The sequence below is a fragment of the Shewanella sp. TC10 genome (assembly GCF_009663145.1).
GTDB lineage: Bacteria > Pseudomonadota > Gammaproteobacteria > Enterobacterales > Shewanellaceae > Shewanella.
Genome location: NZ_VKHR01000053.1, coordinates 1 through 16,135, shown reverse-complemented (window position 1 = coordinate 16,135; position 16,135 = coordinate 1). Strand labels below are relative to the sequence as shown.

14 protein-coding genes are annotated in these 16,135 nt (G+C 41.3%); 7 read left to right on the top strand and 7 right to left on the bottom strand.

Annotated elements, in window-relative coordinates:
• Positions 1–428: 428 nt before the first annotated feature.
• On the bottom strand, positions 429–1,007 hold the full coding sequence (locus FNZ24_RS16460; RefSeq protein ID WP_153915926.1) for a hypothetical protein: 579 nt from the start codon (positions 1,005–1,007) through the stop codon (positions 429–431).
• Between the two features lie 1,437 nt (positions 1,008–2,444).
• On the bottom strand, positions 2,445–3,632 hold the full coding sequence (locus FNZ24_RS16455) for a BamA/TamA family outer membrane protein (protein WP_228768518.1): 1,188 nt from the start codon (positions 3,630–3,632) through the stop codon (positions 2,445–2,447).
• A gap of 281 nt (positions 3,633–3,913) precedes the next feature.
• Here FNZ24_RS16455 and pyrC point away from each other — a divergent pair, with 281 nt between their 5' ends.
• Positions 3,914–4,951, top strand: a complete 1,038-nt coding sequence (gene pyrC / locus FNZ24_RS16450) for a dihydroorotase (RefSeq protein ID WP_153915924.1) — start codon at positions 3,914–3,916, stop codon at positions 4,949–4,951.
• Between the two features lie 179 nt (positions 4,952–5,130).
• On the opposite strand, the gene FNZ24_RS16445 is transcribed toward pyrC, so the two are convergent.
• Complete coding sequence (locus FNZ24_RS16445) at positions 5,131–5,895, bottom strand: PilZ domain-containing protein (RefSeq protein ID WP_153915922.1); 765 nt, start codon at positions 5,893–5,895, stop codon at positions 5,131–5,133.
• A gap of 325 nt (positions 5,896–6,220) precedes the next feature.
• Here FNZ24_RS16445 and FNZ24_RS16440 point away from each other — a divergent pair, with 325 nt between their 5' ends.
• Positions 6,221–6,814 (top strand): hypothetical protein, encoded by a 594-nt coding sequence (locus FNZ24_RS16440; protein ID WP_153915920.1) that lies wholly within the window; start codon positions 6,221–6,223, stop codon positions 6,812–6,814.
• A gap of 258 nt (positions 6,815–7,072) precedes the next feature.
• Here the strand turns inward: FNZ24_RS16440 and FNZ24_RS16435 are convergent, their stop codons facing one another.
• Complete coding sequence (locus tag FNZ24_RS16435; RefSeq protein ID WP_153915918.1) at positions 7,073–7,867, bottom strand: AraC family transcriptional regulator; 795 nt, start codon at positions 7,865–7,867, stop codon at positions 7,073–7,075.
• Between the two features lie 150 nt (positions 7,868–8,017).
• On the opposite strand from FNZ24_RS16435, the gene FNZ24_RS16430 reads away from it, so the two are divergent.
• Positions 8,018–9,265, top strand: coding sequence for an MFS transporter (locus tag FNZ24_RS16430; RefSeq protein WP_153915944.1), 1,248 nt, complete (start codon positions 8,018–8,020; stop codon positions 9,263–9,265).
• A gap of 71 nt (positions 9,266–9,336) precedes the next feature.
• Positions 9,337–10,362, top strand: a complete 1,026-nt coding sequence (locus FNZ24_RS16425; protein ID WP_153915916.1) for an alpha/beta hydrolase — start codon at positions 9,337–9,339, stop codon at positions 10,360–10,362.
• A gap of 76 nt (positions 10,363–10,438) precedes the next feature.
• Here FNZ24_RS16425 and rluF read toward each other — a convergent pair whose 3' ends face one another.
• The gene (gene rluF / locus FNZ24_RS16420) at positions 10,439–11,389 is read right to left on the bottom strand and encodes a 23S rRNA pseudouridine(2604) synthase RluF (protein WP_267463735.1); all 951 of its coding nucleotides are present in this window, start codon (positions 11,387–11,389) and stop codon (positions 10,439–10,441) included.
• Positions 11,390–11,593: 204 nt separating this feature from the next.
• Between rluF and FNZ24_RS16415 the strand changes: the two genes are divergently transcribed.
• A complete protein-coding gene (locus tag FNZ24_RS16415) occupies positions 11,594–12,079 on the top strand; it encodes a GNAT family N-acetyltransferase (protein ID WP_153915914.1) in 486 nt (161 codons plus the stop codon).
• A 90-nt stretch (positions 12,080–12,169) separates the two neighbouring features.
• Here the strand turns inward: FNZ24_RS16415 and FNZ24_RS16410 are convergent, their stop codons facing one another.
• The gene (locus FNZ24_RS16410) at positions 12,170–12,988 is read right to left on the bottom strand and encodes a hypothetical protein (protein WP_153915912.1); all 819 of its coding nucleotides are present in this window, start codon (positions 12,986–12,988) and stop codon (positions 12,170–12,172) included.
• Between the two features lie 212 nt (positions 12,989–13,200).
• Between FNZ24_RS16410 and FNZ24_RS16405 the strand changes: the two genes are divergently transcribed.
• Entirely contained in the window at positions 13,201–14,100 is a 900-nt protein-coding gene (locus tag FNZ24_RS16405; protein WP_194945082.1) for a LysR family transcriptional regulator, read from the top strand.
• Between the two features lie 182 nt (positions 14,101–14,282).
• A complete protein-coding gene (locus FNZ24_RS16400; protein WP_153915908.1) occupies positions 14,283–15,032 on the top strand; it encodes a hypothetical protein in 750 nt (249 codons plus the stop codon).
• A gap of 156 nt (positions 15,033–15,188) precedes the next feature.
• Here the strand turns inward: FNZ24_RS16400 and FNZ24_RS16395 are convergent, their stop codons facing one another.
• Positions 15,189–15,731: a DUF4287 domain-containing protein gene (locus FNZ24_RS16395; protein ID WP_153915906.1), complete on the bottom strand. Its 543-nt coding sequence runs from the start codon at positions 15,729–15,731 to the stop codon at positions 15,189–15,191.
• Positions 15,732–16,135 lie beyond the last annotated feature (404 nt).

Below are 16,135 nucleotides of genomic sequence, written 5' to 3'. Positions count from 1 at the left end.
TTTTGGTGCTTTTGGTGCTTTTGCTCTTATCTGAATGTTCAATTTGAATTGAGGTAAGCAAGAAAATTGCGTGAATCTGGCCATGGACGGCCAGCTAGCTTTCGAGGGGAAGGGACGCCCCATCGTAAGCGTTAGTAATTTTTGCAGCTTGCCGAAGAAGACTACAAAAAATGGTTAACGCTGGATGATTCTCCGTTGGAAATTTTGCTGTTTAAATTTCGCCGGAGCGGCGAGGGTGATGCAAGAGGGAGTTGCCGTCCACTCCCTTTTGCTCGGGTGTGGGTGGAAAACCCACGACGTTAATCCAAACGAAGTTTGGAAATCACAGTTGTAGTAACCTCAACCCAAAGTGAGTGAACAACAATATTAAGCTGCCTAGTTTAGCTGGACAGATAAAAAAATACTCGAAGGAGGGCATTTGAATATATTTAAGACTTTATTATTCCCCAAATTTTTCTAAGCCCATTTAACATACTGACTCTTTTACTTTTTAAAAATTCAGCTTCAAAATCTGCCGCTTCATCCATTGCTGCTATACAGATATCGAATTGGATCAGTAACTCATCGTTATTGAATGCGAAAGTTTCCCCATCATAAGTGATGTGTTGCTTATTATTTTCAAGAATATTCAGCATTATCCTTGTATTGTTAATCCATGATTCTCTGGCTTTAAAGAATAACGCTTGTTGGAACATTTTTTGATTCAGAGTGGTAGTGCTTGAGTTCAAAACTGTTTGAAAACTTACTTTATCGAGTTCAGAAGTGATGTCTAACATCTCTTTGCTAGTGCCAGTGATAATTTGAGCGTAAAAGTGTTTGTATTGCGCTAATAGCTGTTCTAGCTTGTCTAATCTTATGTGAGCTTCATGGCGAAATTCACTTAAGTTTAGTTTGTCAGGGTTTAGTAACTCTTCTAATTTCAATGCATTTTGCTGATTGGTAAAGTAACTAGTCGCTTCAGGGATAGAGCTAAATGTCATTCTTTCTTGTTGGTTTTTGTTGATCATTTATATTATTTTTTATTTATTACAGAACATCTATTAACGCGTTAAGTCGGCATTGCTTGACCGTTATCTGTTTATATTACAAGTGAAAGATTAAGCTATTATCTATAGGTTAGTTGTCCAAGTGAACTAAAGCTCTTTAGCTTAATTATTATATTTTTACTTTTAATTTATAAACTTACACTAAGTTATCAATTGGTGCTATTGAGATTTTGGGTTGCTTAATTATTTATTTAAATTGATACAGTTTGTTGTTTAAAAGTCGTGGCGCTTCGCCCACACCCGACGAAAGGGAAACAATAGCATTTCCCTTCTCGCTGATTCATATATAAAAAGCCTTGCCGCTCCGACGAAGTGTTGAACCTCATGCTATAGAGCGAATTTGCTTTCGCCTCAGATTCGCCATCCCTGGCTCAACTCAGGCTATGTCGGCGTCCTGCCTCCATCACGCAAATTAGCTCACCGCATTCGGACACTTCCAATGGAGTCAATTGAATCTGCGAGTTCATTTGTTGTTACAGGGATCAATCTCAAAGGTTTAAAACTGCTTTTGATCTTCTTTGAATGTTCAATTTGAATTGAGGTCGCTGAGAAAATAGCGTGAGCCTGACAGGACGTCAGGCTAGCTTTCGGGGGCCATGGATGGCCCATCGGAAGCGTTAGCATTTTCGATAAAGACCGAGGCTGGCTACAAATGTCGTCAAAAGCTGGATCAGACTCCGTTGGAAAATTTGCTGTTTAAATTTCGCCGGAGCGGCGAGGGTGATGCAAGAGGGAGTTGCCGTCCACTCCCTTTTGCTCGGGTGTGGGTGGAAAACCCACGACGTTAATCCAAACGAAGTTTGGAAATAGAAAACATTAGCCCCATCGTAAGCGTTAGAGCTTCAGTAAACCAGAGTTGCAGCTTGCCGAAGAAGACTATAAAAAATGGTTAACGCTGGATGATTCTCCGTTGGAAATTTTGCTGTTTAAATTTCGCCGAAGCGGCGAGGGTGATGCAAGAGGGAGTTGCCGTCCACTCCCTTTTGCTCGGGTGTGGGTGGAAAACCCACGACGTTCATCCAAACGAAGTTTGGAAATAGAAAATATTAGCCCCATCGTAAGCGTTAGAGCTTCAGTAAACCTGAGTTGCAGCTTGCCAAAGAAGACTATAAAAAATGGTTAACGCTGGATGTTTCTCCGTTGGAAATTTTGCTGTTTAAATTTCGCCGGAACTGCGGGGCGTAGCTCTTAGTAAAAAGAAAGAGGGAGTCGCAGTTCACTCCCTTTTAGTCTGCTCTTTACAAAAGAATGGGCGAAGCGCCACGACTTTGATCTACTTCAAACGAAGTTTGAAAATCACAATTTCAGAGACATCAACTCAAAGTGAGTGAACGACGACGTTAATCCAAACGAAGTTTGGAAACCACAGTAGCAACGACCAGTTCAAGCAAGCAAACATTAAAACCCTGTGCCGACATTGATATACCATGCGGTATCTTCTGGACCTTTAGCCACATCAATCCCCATATGCAGTCCGTAACGCCTTGCTATAGTGTAGCGAAAGCCAGCGCCATAGGCGGTTTGCTCGTCGCTGTCCCACATATTGCTATTACTGTCTCCAGCAAGACCCGCTCCGACAAAAGATAACACCATCCATCTTGGCGTTATGCGCCACATAAGCTCAACTTCGCCGGTGGATACGGCTTCACCTTGATAGCGGTTTCGCGGAATACCACGCATTTCAATATAAGGGTAAGTGAAGATGGGTAAGCGAACATCACTGCTGATGGTTTGATAATTTAACTTAACGCCTAAGGTGACATCCTTTACGAGTGGCCAGTAATTGATCCCAGTAGCTTTGACGGTTTGGTAGTCGTAATCACTGCCGATGGCAGTATTAAACCAGTCGTATTCCAAGGTGTAGTCATAACCGCTAGTGGGCATAAAAAAGTTATTTAAGCTGTCGTATTGCAGCACCGCCCCAAGGGATGACACGGTAGGTGAAGGATCGATTATGTCAGTGAGGCGATCGACTAACTCTGGCGGTAATAATGAAGTGTCGTTATTACTGGCTAAATCGACTTGGGCAAATTTTTGGGTCACACCTAGAAAAACCGGGCTATCAAATAATCTAAATTGCAGCTTTTGCATCAGACCATAGCCTTGCATATTTAGATCTAAGGATAAATCTTGGGCAAAGTCAGATTGGCTATAAAAGTTCATGTTTACATCGCCATAGCCACCACCGACAAGATAGCGGATATGATCTTGCTTCCATGTTTCACGGTGGCCTAAAAAGCCAAACTTTGAGCCATTATCGGTAGCGCCAATTCCAGCTGCCGAAATTCCGGGTGTAAGGAGCTGGGCACCGCCATCCACAGATTCTTTCGCGACTTGTTGGCGCTGCTCAGTTTGTTCGGGCGTTTCATGGAGGAAAATCCCCATCAGAAGTAAACCTGTTCCGACAGATGGCTCGGTGATGATACTGGGAACAGGTAAAAAGCCGTAGGCGTTTTCTGCAAGGTATTCGCCAGCGTCAAAGTAGCCATCGATGGGATCAAAAAAGTCGATATTGGCCTGCGCGCTTTGAGCCCATAGCAGTAAAGTTGTGGCTAAGGTGAGTTTTGATAACGAAAAGTGGTTCACGTATAAAATTCCCTTTATAACGATAAGCTTACTTAACGACTAGCTCTAGTTGTGTTGTTCATTGTGAGTCAATATCTAATCGTGTTGTTGATTTAATTTAGCATGGAGTCATGACAAAAATACAATCTTGTTTTTTTGATAAACAAGTGGTGATTAAAGTAATAATTGATTGGATTTTTTGCTGTAGCAAAGTCAGCGTTTAAATAACACATCTATCAAGAAAACGGGTTTTCAGGCACAATAGCGCGCAATTATTCGTAATCGATTTTTAGGGAACCTAAATGACGCAAATCACTATTACTACGCCGGACGATTGGCACCTTCATTTCCGTGATGGAGACATGTTAGCTGAAACCGTACCAGCCACCGCTCGTTTATTTCAGCGCGCTATTGTGATGCCAAATTTAGTGCCACCTGTTACCGATGCAGTTATGACTTCTGCCTACCGTGAGCGCATTTTAGCTGCGCGCCCGCAAGGTAGCTCGTTCGAGCCATTAATGACGCTGTTTTTGACCAATAACACCACTGCGCAAGACATCATTGATGCCAAAGCGGCAGGCGTTGTTGCAGCAAAATTATATCCAGCAGGAGCCACCACTAACTCTGATGCTGCGGTAAAAGCATTAGATGCATTATTTCCAATCTTTGAAGTGATGGCAGAGCAAGGCATGTTATTGCTGGTTCATGGTGAAGTGACTGAATCGCACATTGACATCTTTGATCGCGAAAAAGTGTTCATCGATCGCTATATGGCGCGCATTGTTGAAGCTATGCCAAATCTTAAAATCGTGTTCGAGCACATCACCACTAAAGATGCCGCTGAGTTTGTCGCAGATGCGCCAAGCAATATTGCAGCAACAATTACCCCGCAGCATTTATTACTTAACCGTAATGACTTATTAGTTGGCGGCGTACGCCCACATAACTTCTGCTTACCTGTGCTGAAGCGCAATATTCATCAGCAAGCGCTGCAAGCTGCTGTGGCAACGGGTTCAAGCAAGTTCTTCTTAGGCACAGATTCTGCGCCACATGAAAAACACCGTAAAGAGTCAGCCTGTGGTTGTGCGGGTTGTTACAGCGCATGGTCGGCACTAGAGCTTTATGCCCAAGTGTTTGATGACTTAGGCGCATTAGATAAACTTGAAGGTTTTGCTAGTTTTCACGGCGCAGACTTTTATGGCCTGCCGCGCAATACAGGTACAGTGACGTTAGTTAAAGAAGAGTGGGTTGTTCCTGAACAAATCATCTTGCCAAACCAGAACCCAATCGTGCCTTTCTTTGCGGGCGAAACGGTAAACTGGAAAGTGAAAACAGCTTAATCAGTCTCGATTATGTTGTTTTAACATAAGAAAAAGCCAGCTAATTGCTGGCTTTTTTGTCGTTGTAATACGTTAAATCATTATTGTGGATTTGTTCAAATCGAATTCAGTAGCAATGTGAGCATCAAAGTTTCCATCCTTGAGCTTTTATGGCTCACATACCAGAGAAACGAGCACCTTTAGCTAGCTTTGGGCAACTTAGGATATTGCACAAGCTGAGCGAGCTGTTGATTGATTTTGGGACTCATTTGCTCGCTCAAAAACTCTATTCCTAGCGACAGTGTTCCATTACGACCTGCATTGCTATTGGTCACTTTGGCCTTGATTGTAAGCGGCACAGAACTCGCGTCTAGGCTAATATCTAGCTCGATTAATCGGTCTAAATGATGCAAGACTTTAGATTGGCTATCGGCTTTAAAACGACAACCCGATACCGAAATATCATGGATTGTCCCTGTCAGTACTGTTTCGTTGAGTGCTTTTTCGCTCAGTGCTGTCTTGGCAAGTGCTTGGCTATGTTGCTCAGAGTTAGCTTGCTGAACGCGCAAGCTAGCAGGGAGCAGCGTACTCAACCTTGCTTGTTGGCGCAGGTTAATCATCTCTAATTTATTTGGAAAGTCGATAAACAACAAATAATAAGGTGCTCTACTTACCGACTGGATACGCACTTTAAAGGCAACGCATGCACCTGTATCACCTTCAATAATTGCTCTTACCACCACAGTATGCCCTTCAACTAGCATGTTTTCTTGAGTACGAAATACCGTTTTAGGTAACGCCAATAGAAAGTACTTGCCGGCTTGAGCGCCGACAACACGGCCTTTGATGCGCTCGTTGCTAAAAAAAGCGAACTCGATGTCAATTTGACTATCAGCCTTAAGCAAATCTAAAGTGTGATTGATTTGCCCAGGTTCAGTAACAAGTTGTACGCGTTTATTAGTCACTCTAATGCACCTTGTGATAAATAGGCCGCAGCCTAAAATGAGTCTAGATTTAGGGTAATGTTAACGGATAAATGGCGTATTTATTTACCATTTAGCGCCAAGCCTGATTGCTCGTATGATAAAATTAACCAATCGAAGCAAAATATGGCTACTTGTCCTGCATGCTTAATATGGTTTTGCGGATAACCTATATCGCTGTTTACCGGCTTTAAACTCGTGGTTATGCAAGGGTGTCTTAATAGTTTTTGACTTTAAGGAGCGTTATTCTTAGAGTGCTTGATTCGATTTTTAGTACGTTACTATATTTTTAAAGGGAAGCATTCAAATGACATTTGCTAAGTATGTAGCTGTAACAATACTCATGGCTGGGTTGAGTATTAATGCTTATGCCGATAACCGAGCAGCGATGCTCGAATTTGATGGCAAAGTCAGACCCATTGCACAAAGAAGTCAGTTACTTTCAGACATGCAGGTCAAGTTAATGGATGACTTTAATCAAATGGCTGAAGCGGGCAAGAGTGCTAGTGCGGTGTTTAACAGTGGCAAGGTGCAGCAACTGCAATTATTGGGGAATGAAACGCTCATTGAAGCCAACTTGTTTGTGGCTGAGTTCGAACACTTTTTAGCGCAACTTCCTGAAACGTCCACCTGTTATCTGCCTGAAAAAGTCACAGAATACCAAGGTATGATTACCCAGCTTACGCAAGCCAATAAAGTATTAAGTAACGTGCCTGAGATTGCTGATGGCGATGAATTAGGCGCCTCGATGGCGTTATTAAACCTGCAAATGCATGCAGGGCAATTGAGCTCTTTAGTGCAAATGTTTCAGTTGGTGAAAACCTGTTATATGCCAGAAGCGATGGGGCTCACTAAAGAAGATGTTGAGCGGATGAAGGCTGAAGATAAACAGGATAATTAGTAGACGCTGATAGAATAATTATCGTGTAACCACAGCTGCTAATTAATTTCAGATATTTCATCCATTTCTTATTACTCATAACTGATTATCTGAAGTGATTGGTGTTGTTAATGTCGCTAAAACAACTTAATTCAGAATTTAGATAACACCTAAATGCTTGGAGTAACTCCCTTATAAAATACCGGCTCAATACCGTTATGAGCTCCATAGCTGCTTGTTGTCATTTTTAAAAAGTAGCACACAGAGAAGTCGGAAATATCATGATTGAGCTAACTCTTTCATATATCGTTTGGGTGATTTTGACAGTGCTTTTTTGAACATGGTGATAAAAGCACTCACTGATTCATAACCGAGCTTTTCTGATATGTGTTGCACTGATTGCTGCTGTGATAACAGCTGCAAGGCCACAATGACATGGAGCTGGCTACGCCACTTACCAAAACTGAGTCCGGTCTCTTTTTTTACTAGCCTTGCAAGAGTGCGCTCACTCATGGCGTGTAAATGTGCCCATTGAGCCAAGGTTTTTCGATCTTCTGGCTGCTTAATAAGTTGTTTTGCTATGGCTTGAATAATGCTGTTTTCAGACATTGGAAAACCTAATTCCTGAAGTGGCATTTGTTGCAGTTGATCTAATAATACTTCTACCAACCTTGAGGTTTCGTCACCTGCTTTATAGTGCTGAGACAGAGTGGTGAGATGCAAGATCATTTCTTTTAATAACGGTGAGATGCTTAAGGTACAGGTGCTGGTGGGCAAATCCCGTAGGTTATTTTGAATGAATAGGTAAAACAGCTTGGCATCATCGGATGCACGGTTACAGTGTGGCGTTTCGGCAGGGATCCAAATCGCACTGTTGGCCGCAGCCATCCACATGGTAGAGGCAACATCACAGGTGACAAATCCTTGATGGGCAAATACTAACTGACCTTGTGGATGGGTATGTAAAGGCAATTCATTGGAAAGCACTGCATCTTCTAATATCGCTATGACAGGTTCTGAGCGGGCATTAAACCTTTGCATATCAAAGGCGGTCAGCGGTGTCTGTGATTTCATATTGACTCTATTTAAATATGGTTGTCTTAATTTAGTTGTTTTTTGTCTTTATTGCTAAATTAAATTTTATTATCCCTGATTATAATACGGGAAAATTGTTTCTCTTTTGGAGTGTTGAGTTTGTCATCTGTAGAGCACACCTGTGACATTATGCCGTCCCCTGAAAAACCTATTAGTACTAGTTTTAGCACTTGTTCTAGCACTCGTTCGCTTGCGAGTACCTGTTTATTGGTGTTGGGAATTTTACTTATTGCAGCGAATCTTCGGGCGCCAATTACAGGTGTTGGGCCACTGCTAGACCAAATCACCGCTGCATTTATGTTGTCAGAAACCCTCGCTGGCATGATTACCACATTACCCTTAATTGCATTTGCGATCGCATCGCCTATTGCTGCAATGATCGCTAAACGTTTCGGATTAGAATTTAGCTTATTCATTGCCATATTGTTGATTGGTATTGGCTGCGCTTCACGGATGATAGAGCAAAGCAATTGGTTGTTTATTGGTACAGGGATCATCGGGGTGGGCATTGCTTTTGGCAATGTATTACTGCCAAGTTTAGTCAAACGTGACTTTCCAACCAAGGTTGCGTTAATTACCTGCAGCTATGTTTTGATTATGGGGTTAGTGTCAGGAGGGTATGCGAGCTTGTCTTTCCCTATTTCTCAATATAATGATTTGGGGTGGTCGGCCGCATTAGCGTCTTTTTCATTACTGACGATTGTGACTCTGGTGGTGTGGTTGCCGCAACTGCGCTCCAAAACGAAACCTACCATTGAGGTGCTAGAGTGCGATCAACAAAGTCGTATTTGGCAGTTTCCATTGGCTTGGCAGATTACCCTCTTTTTAGGGCTTAACTCTTTTCTGACTTACATTATTGTTGGCTGGCTGCCGAGTATTTTGGTGGATGCAGGCTATAGTCCTGAAAAAGCGGGCATGATCCACGGTGTGTTTCAAGTGGCTGCGGCTTTGCCTGGGATTATTTTGATCCCATTAATGTCACGACTCAAGGATCAGCGTTATCTTGCATTCACGTTAGCGATGCTTGCGGCCTCAGCCAGTTTAGGGCTGTTATATGCGCCTCAATTTGCCCTTTATTGGACTATGATGGTGGGGTTTTGTTCTGGCGGCTGCTTCATCTTAGGTTTGTCGTTTATTAGTTTACGAACTGATGATCAGCATCAGGCGGCTTCATTGTCGGGAATGTCTCAGTGTTTTGGTTATAGTCTTGCTGCTATTGGCCCTATGTTGGCGGGTTATGCATTTTCGCTATCAGGTCATTGGGCTGCTGCATTATGGCTTTGTGCAGGGGCTAGTATCATTGGCGCTATGTTTGGCTTAGGCTGTGGGCGTAACACGACTCTACAAACTAGCTTAAAGAAAGACTTATTTAACTAGTGTTATTCTTTTAATTTAGTGTATTTTTATGTTTGTTATGGGTAATCAATCTTGTTGTAAGGGAAAACAATATGGCTTTTAAGCTAAACAAGAATAATGCTTCTGCGTCTTTTATTAAGCTGACGAAGCCTTTGTTACTGACGGTAGTGTTATCGTTTTTGTCGTACCGTGCAGCGGCAGTCAATATCGACTCTAATACCGGCGCAGCACCTGAATCTTCACAAGAGTCATTACCTGTTGTCAGCCAAGGGAAATTACAACGCCTTGATGAAACCGCTATCGAATTTACGCTGATAAAACCACGTCCTATTGATGTGTGGCTGCCAGAGGATTACCCCGCTAAAGCGCCTTATGCCGTGGTGTATATGCATGATGGCAAGGTGTTATATGATGCGAATCAATCATGGAATGGGACTGCTTGGGAAGTCGATGAAACCGCAGCAAGTCTTAATAAGAGTAAAGATATTAAGCCGTTTATTGTTGTGGGGGTTCATAATGCTGAGCAGTCTCGTCATAGCGAATATTTTCCGCAAAAACCTTTTGAATCCTTAACTGCTGACACGCAAACCAGTTTGTATCAAACCCAGCGCAATGCAACTGAAAAGCTATTAGCGCAAGCTGTGTATTCTGATAAGTATGCTGAGTTTATTGTTACTGAGTTAAAGCCCTATATTGATGAACATTTTAAGGTGGCAACGGATAAGCAAAATACCTTCATTATGGGCTCAAGTATGGGCGGATTAATCTCTTGGTATACAGCGTTAGAATATCCACTAGTCTTTGGCGGTGCTGCGTGCTTATCGACCCATTGGCCTGGCTCTTTCGCTGCTGAAGATAACCCGATCCCACAGGTGTTTAACCAGTATTTGGCTAAACAGATTGCCACTAATCCCCAAGTGAAATTGTATTTTGATTATGGCGATCAAACTTTAGATGCCATGTATCCGCCTTTGCAGGCTGAGGTAGATAAACTGTTTGAGACCTCAGGCTATGATAAAGCCCTTTGGCAAACCCACTTCTTTAAAGGTAAAGCCCATAATGAAAGTGATTGGGCTGAACGTTTGAATATTCCGATGACGTTTTTATTAGGCAAATAACTTTGTTATCAAATCTAAAAAAGTAGGGCGCCAGTATTGCTACTGGCGCCCTATTTATATCAGCTGTAACTCGTTATTAACGCGCGCGATTTGGCTTACGACCACCACTAGGTTTACCTTTGCCGCCTTTACCTGCTCCCTTAGCTTGACCTTTGGTTTGGCCTTTGTTGCCACCTTTTGCTTGGCCTTTATGTTTGGTGCTGCGGTTATGCTGCATAAAGTGCTCTGGCCCTTCAATCTTTCCACGCTCTGAAGCTGTTTTTGGCTTAGGTTTAGGCTTTTTCTTTGGTGCTGCTTTTTTGTCTTCAGATGATGAGTCTTTGATCATCTCAAATAACACATCTAATTCTTGTTTGTCTAAGTCACGCCATTCGCCAATCGGTAGCCCTTTTAGGCTGACATTCATGATTTGCTGACGTTCAAGCTTAGTGACTTCAAAATTGAAGTATTCACACATGCGGCGAATTTGACGGTTAAGACCTTGTACAAGCACAATTTTAAATGCATAAGGTGAGACTTGTTCAACCTTACATTTTTTAGTTACTACGCCAAGAATAGGTACGCCAGCGCCCATGCCTTTAATGAAGTCATCAGTAATCGGTTTATTCACCGTGACAATATATTCTTTGTCGTGGTTGTTACCTGCACGGAGGATTTTATTAACTAAGTCACCGTTATTGGTCAAAAAGATCAAGCCTTGGGAGTCTTTATCTAAGCGGCCAATAGGGAAGATACGGGTTGAGTGATTAACGAAATCAACAATGTTGTCGCGCTCAGTGCCTTCGGTAGTACTGACAATACCGACAGGTTTATTCAATGCGATAAACACTAAGTCTTCAGCATCTCTTGGTTCAATATCTTGGCCGTTTACTTTTACTTTATCGCCAAAGGACACCTGATCGCCGACTTGCGCACGTTTACCATTGATAAACACATTGCCTTGCTCAATAAAACGGTCGGCATCACGGCGTGAACATATGCCACTTTCACTGATGTATTTATTAAGGCGCATTGATGAGTCGGTCACTTGGGTTGTCCTATGAGAAATTTAAAAAAGTAGCCAAGAGCAGATTGAAAACAGGCTTGCTTTCAATTCAATCTTATTTAGCATTAGGCTATCGCGTGTATTGTAAAACAGCAGTCTAAAAAAGCAGAGTAGTTTATCATTTTTACTGAACTTTCTTAAGTAGGGGGATGAAATGGGCTTTGCTGAAATGAATAAGGATAATTCATGTTAATCCAACTTAGAGATGTAACCGAAGCAGATTTAGAGGCACTTTTTCAATTTCAAGATGATCCGGTCGCTAATCAAATGGCGGACTTTCCAGCAAGAGATCGAGACAGTTTTTTTGAACATTGGCGCACTAATGTATTAGGCCGAGAGGATGTTTTTGCCCAGGGAATCATCGCAGATGACGTGCTGGTGGGCAGTGTACTGTTATGGTCGATGAATGCGGCTAGCCCCCATCCTGATTGGTTTTTAGGTTATTGGCTCGGACGTAATTTTTGGGGCAAGGGCATAGCCAGTCAAGCAGTAAGCATATTTGTTAAAAGCCATTCTAAAAGGCCGATTATTGCAGAGGTTGCCAGCCAAAATAAAGGTTCTATTCGTATCTTAGAAAAACTAGGTTTTGAGCATTGCGGCGCAGTAGAAGAGAATGAACACTTTAGTCAAAACCCGCAAAATCCTTTGCTTGAAATGAAGTTATCTTATTAAGAGGTTGATAACCTAATTCATGGTTATTTAACTAGAAAAAGGGCGAACAGCTTTGTCTGCTCCCCCTTTCTCTACAGCTTAAATCTATGATTAGCGCATTTGGCTTGGCATATTAAGCTGTGACTTTATTTTTTTCAGTTGGTTAATGTTCTGTTTGTTTAACTGAGCTTTGTTAGTAGGGTTATTAAAACGAGCTTTAACATTAGCCACTTGCTGCTCTGTTAATGCAGGGCCATTTAATAATGCCACCACAGTGTCTGTCGCTAATGGTCCATCAAAACCGTTGTCGATTTTGGTATATGGGCTATCCCAATCGATAGCAATACCGTCTTCAGTTTTGATAATGGCATAAGTATTATCGTCTTCCATGGCACCATGCCTAATTACAACCGTTGGGTTGTCATCATTCCCCTGTTCAACAGTTATAATGGCAACTGTCGCATCTTGATTACTTCGATCATAAATTTTCAATTGACCACTATCAGCATCATAAACCACTTTATATAAGCCAAACTCAGGTGTGTCACCATAATCAGGTATTTCAATTGGGTTAGTTGGTTCAATATAAATAGGTAGCTCTTTTTCATCCTCAATCGGGTTTACTGGTGTTCCACTTAGCCCCCAATCAGAATCAACTCGTGCTGCATAGGCGTCTTTTAGTTGATCTGCAATCGTGTATTTAGGCTGGTTAGGCGGTGTTTCTTTCTCAATTGGGTTATCAAGACCATTGTCTAGTCCCCAACCACCGTCAACTCTTGCTGCATAAGCATCTTTAGCTTGATCGCTTAACGTGTAATTTGGTGTCTCTGGCGTTGGCGTAGCAGATTCTGTAGAGCTTGTTGATGAACAGCCGCTAATGAAAAGGCTTGATAACACAAGAGTTGAAACAGCAAGTTTGTTAATAGACATAGTCTTCCTCAATTTGTTAAGAGATTCATTTGCTGACCTCAACTCCATTTGCGGTTTCGCATTAAGAGCACAGCATGATGAATTACAATATGGTTTAAAGTTTCAGAAGCCCGTTGCTTCGTGAAGTTGAGTACATATTAAACAACTTGAACTCATTGATAATTAGGGCTAGCTTTAGTTGATATATTTACATTGTGAATAAGTGAGTGATGATGGCTAATGCAAAACAGTTTGATATGAATCTATTACGAGTGTTTAACGTCGTTTGTCATCGCGGTTCATTTACTCTGGCGGCAGAGGAGCTGGAATTAACACCGTCGTCAGTCAGTAATGCAATAGGTCGTTTAAAAGCTATAGTTGGTGAAGAGTTATTTGTGCGTGTAGGCAGAGGGATACAGCCAACAGTTTTTGCCAAAGAGTTATATCAACAGTTGCACCAACCTTTAGAAGACATTGAACAAGTATTGATGGGCTTAGAAGAGTTTGATTACCGGAAAGCTCAACGTCGGTTTACGGTATTAGCCAACGACGTCGTTATTAGAAGATTGCAAGGAGCACTAGATAAGCTCCTCGCTAATACTGGCATTGAAATTATTTTTAAAGAAACACCTCATAATGAAGCTGAAATTGAATCTTCATTAATGTTTGAGCAAGTGGATTTAGTGTTGCACTTGGATTTTTCTGAATTAAAAATGTTTGCCCGTAAAAAGCTTATTGATGAAGAGGTGGTTTGTGTAGCCGCATTAAATCATCCACGGTTACAAGATGAGCTCACTGTTGAGCAATTTTTAGCAGAAAAACATATATTATTCAGTGGACGATCGAATAATTTACCAATGGCTCAAGCCTTAAACATACCGATTATGAGTAAACGTGAACTGCATGGAGAGCAATCTTCATTTTTAGGCGTGATGGCATCAATTTCAAAATGTGAAGCTATTGGCCTCATTCCAAAAAGCTATGCAGATGAATACAAAACGGTATTTGGATTACAAATATTTCCTATACCATTTACAGCTCCCCCCTTAGAAGTGTGTATGTTTTGGAAAAATAAACTGACCCAAAATAAAGCCAATAAATGGTTACGGGATACTATTACGTCGATTTTATAATTGACCTAATGTAAATAAACTACCTCAAGCATCCGCTTTACCCATTTACAGTGTGAATGGGTCAACCTATCTTAGCTCTAATTATCAATATTTCTAAGCTTGATAGACTTGCATTCATTACGTGACTCTCAGTGTATTAAAGAGAGCACAATGGTATCTCTGAATTGGAAGTCTTCAAGCTTATGAAATCTATTTCAACTTTATCTATTGCGTTGTTATGTATAACAAGTGCAGCTCATGGCGCCTCGATTAGCAATGATATTGCGGTGATGTTTCCTGAAATGGAGATAAATCAACAATCTGACCCCTTGTATAAATCTGTCGGCTTTGATGTCGCTATGCACGATGGTGAAGCTATTTATACTGCGAATGCTAGTGTCGATATTAGTGAAACTTGGAGAGTGTTTGGTGAATATAACAATGAGCGTTACTGGGAAGTTGGTGTAGGAAAAAGTTTTTATACTCAATCTTTTGCGATTGAATTGTCTGCAAAAGCGAGTGATTATGGTTTTTCCGTTGGGACGTTTTGGGCGATGCCCTTACAAGAAGATTTTGTAGTATTTGTTGATGCTAATTACAACTGGAATACCAACGATTTATCTATTGAGACGGACAGAGTTAGTAGTGTTTATACACCAGCAGATTCAGTGGATATCCGACTTGGGATGTTATGGAAAGCCCATGAGTATTTAGGTATCAGTTATAGTTTTAACCAAATCTATGAGACTAAAAGTGCCAGCCTAAATACTGATATTACCTTACCTGAATATGATGTTAACCATAAGCATCATTACTTATATGGGAAAGGGAGTATGAATTACCATAAACTATCTGTCACGAGTAAAATCTGGAAATTAGCGCCATATTTTAGTTACAGTTATTTTGCAGATAGTGAAAATATGTTTGAACTTGGGTTAGCATTTAATTTCTAAATTTTATGATTGATAGGCTTCAGCTAACGATTAAACATGCCCTTCAAAGCAAAGGACATGATTCACTCTTAGGTTACCCAGATAACCTACTTAAAATATATCGCTTAATTAGCTTTCTCACCTTATGCGTTCAAACTGTTACTTAAATAATGAGCATTAAACCGATTGCTGATAAGCAAGTTGCAGCCATTGTTTTACTTCATCATTCACATCGCTAATATCTTTGAGTTGTATGCGATGGCTACACATTGCGCCAAAAGGCCCTGAGTCTTCAAGACAACCTTGAGGCTCGGTATCTTTAATTTTTAACCCAAGGTCGATACGGGTTTTGGTGGCTGGTTTTATCAGGGCAAATTGTTTTTTCCTAATGATGCTCACTGTCGCTTTTTTAGGGGTTATCACTACGTCTTGGCCAAAGCCGCTTACAATAGAAATCAGCAAATCGTAGATTGGCGTCAGTGCTTCTTTGCCTTGATATTGTTGGGTCACTAACTCATCAGCAGACTCATCTTTTTGTTTTGATAAGGTCACAATCGTATTGGCAAAGCCATGGGTTACCCCATGCTCGGTTTTTAAATATTTAACTGCCATTCCATGCTTTTCAATATTCTGCTGCGTAAGTATCTCAAGCCACTCTGGTAATGATTTTCCGGTTTTTTCCGGCATGTTATCAATCATGGTTTGCAGTGCTTTATCCATTTGCCTCTCCCATTTCCTGTTCCATTTATTCGCGAACCCTTCGGGCAGCGTTTGTTGGTCATTTTTACTGCGTTATCGACTTTTTATGTAGAATAACTACACCACAAAGTCTCTGCCTTGTACAAATGACCAACAATTCGCTGCAAAAACAACCTCGAAAGATCAACAGGCCTTAAATCATCGCTATCCTTATATCTATAAAGGTAGCTATTTGAAATCAATAATGCACTTGTTTTATATCAAGTTTCATAAACGATTGCAGGCTAGAAGATAGGGCGGATTGTAGAAGTAGATAGTAGAAAGTAGGGAGGGTAGTTAGTGATTAGGCTGGAGTGAGAGTGATCACTCAAGTTTGTTGATTGCTTATAAGCAAGATTAGCAGGGAGTTRCTCGTAACTCCCTGC

Bases quoted from the DNA above. Each gene is read 5' to 3' on its own strand.
- FNZ24_RS16415 (WP_153915914.1), top strand. From the start codon at position 11,594: ATGTTAATCCAACTTAGAGATGTAACCGAAGCAGATTTAGAGGCACTT.
- FNZ24_RS16460 (WP_153915926.1), bottom strand. From the start codon at position 1,007: ATGATCAACAAAAACCAACAAGAAAGAATGACATTTAGCTCTATCCCT.
- FNZ24_RS16440 (WP_153915920.1), top strand. From the start codon at position 6,221: ATGACATTTGCTAAGTATGTAGCTGTAACAATACTCATGGCTGGGTTG.
- pyrC (WP_153915924.1), top strand. From the start codon at position 3,914: ATGACGCAAATCACTATTACTACGCCGGACGATTGGCACCTTCATTTC.
- FNZ24_RS16435 (WP_153915918.1), bottom strand. From the start codon at position 7,867: ATGAAATCACAGACACCGCTGACCGCCTTTGATATGCAAAGGTTTAAT.
- FNZ24_RS16400 (WP_153915908.1), top strand. From the start codon at position 14,283: ATGAAATCTATTTCAACTTTATCTATTGCGTTGTTATGTATAACAAGT.
- FNZ24_RS16405 (WP_194945082.1), top strand. From the start codon at position 13,201: ATGGCTAATGCAAAACAGTTTGATATGAATCTATTACGAGTGTTTAAC.
- FNZ24_RS16395 (WP_153915906.1), bottom strand. From the start codon at position 15,731: ATGGATAAAGCACTGCAAACCATGATTGATAACATGCCGGAAAAAACC.
- FNZ24_RS16425 (WP_153915916.1), top strand. From the start codon at position 9,337: ATGGCTTTTAAGCTAAACAAGAATAATGCTTCTGCGTCTTTTATTAAG.
- FNZ24_RS16430 (WP_153915944.1), top strand. From the start codon at position 8,018: ATGCCGTCCCCTGAAAAACCTATTAGTACTAGTTTTAGCACTTGTTCT.
- FNZ24_RS16410 (WP_153915912.1), bottom strand. From the start codon at position 12,988: ATGTCTATTAACAAACTTGCTGTTTCAACTCTTGTGTTATCAAGCCTT.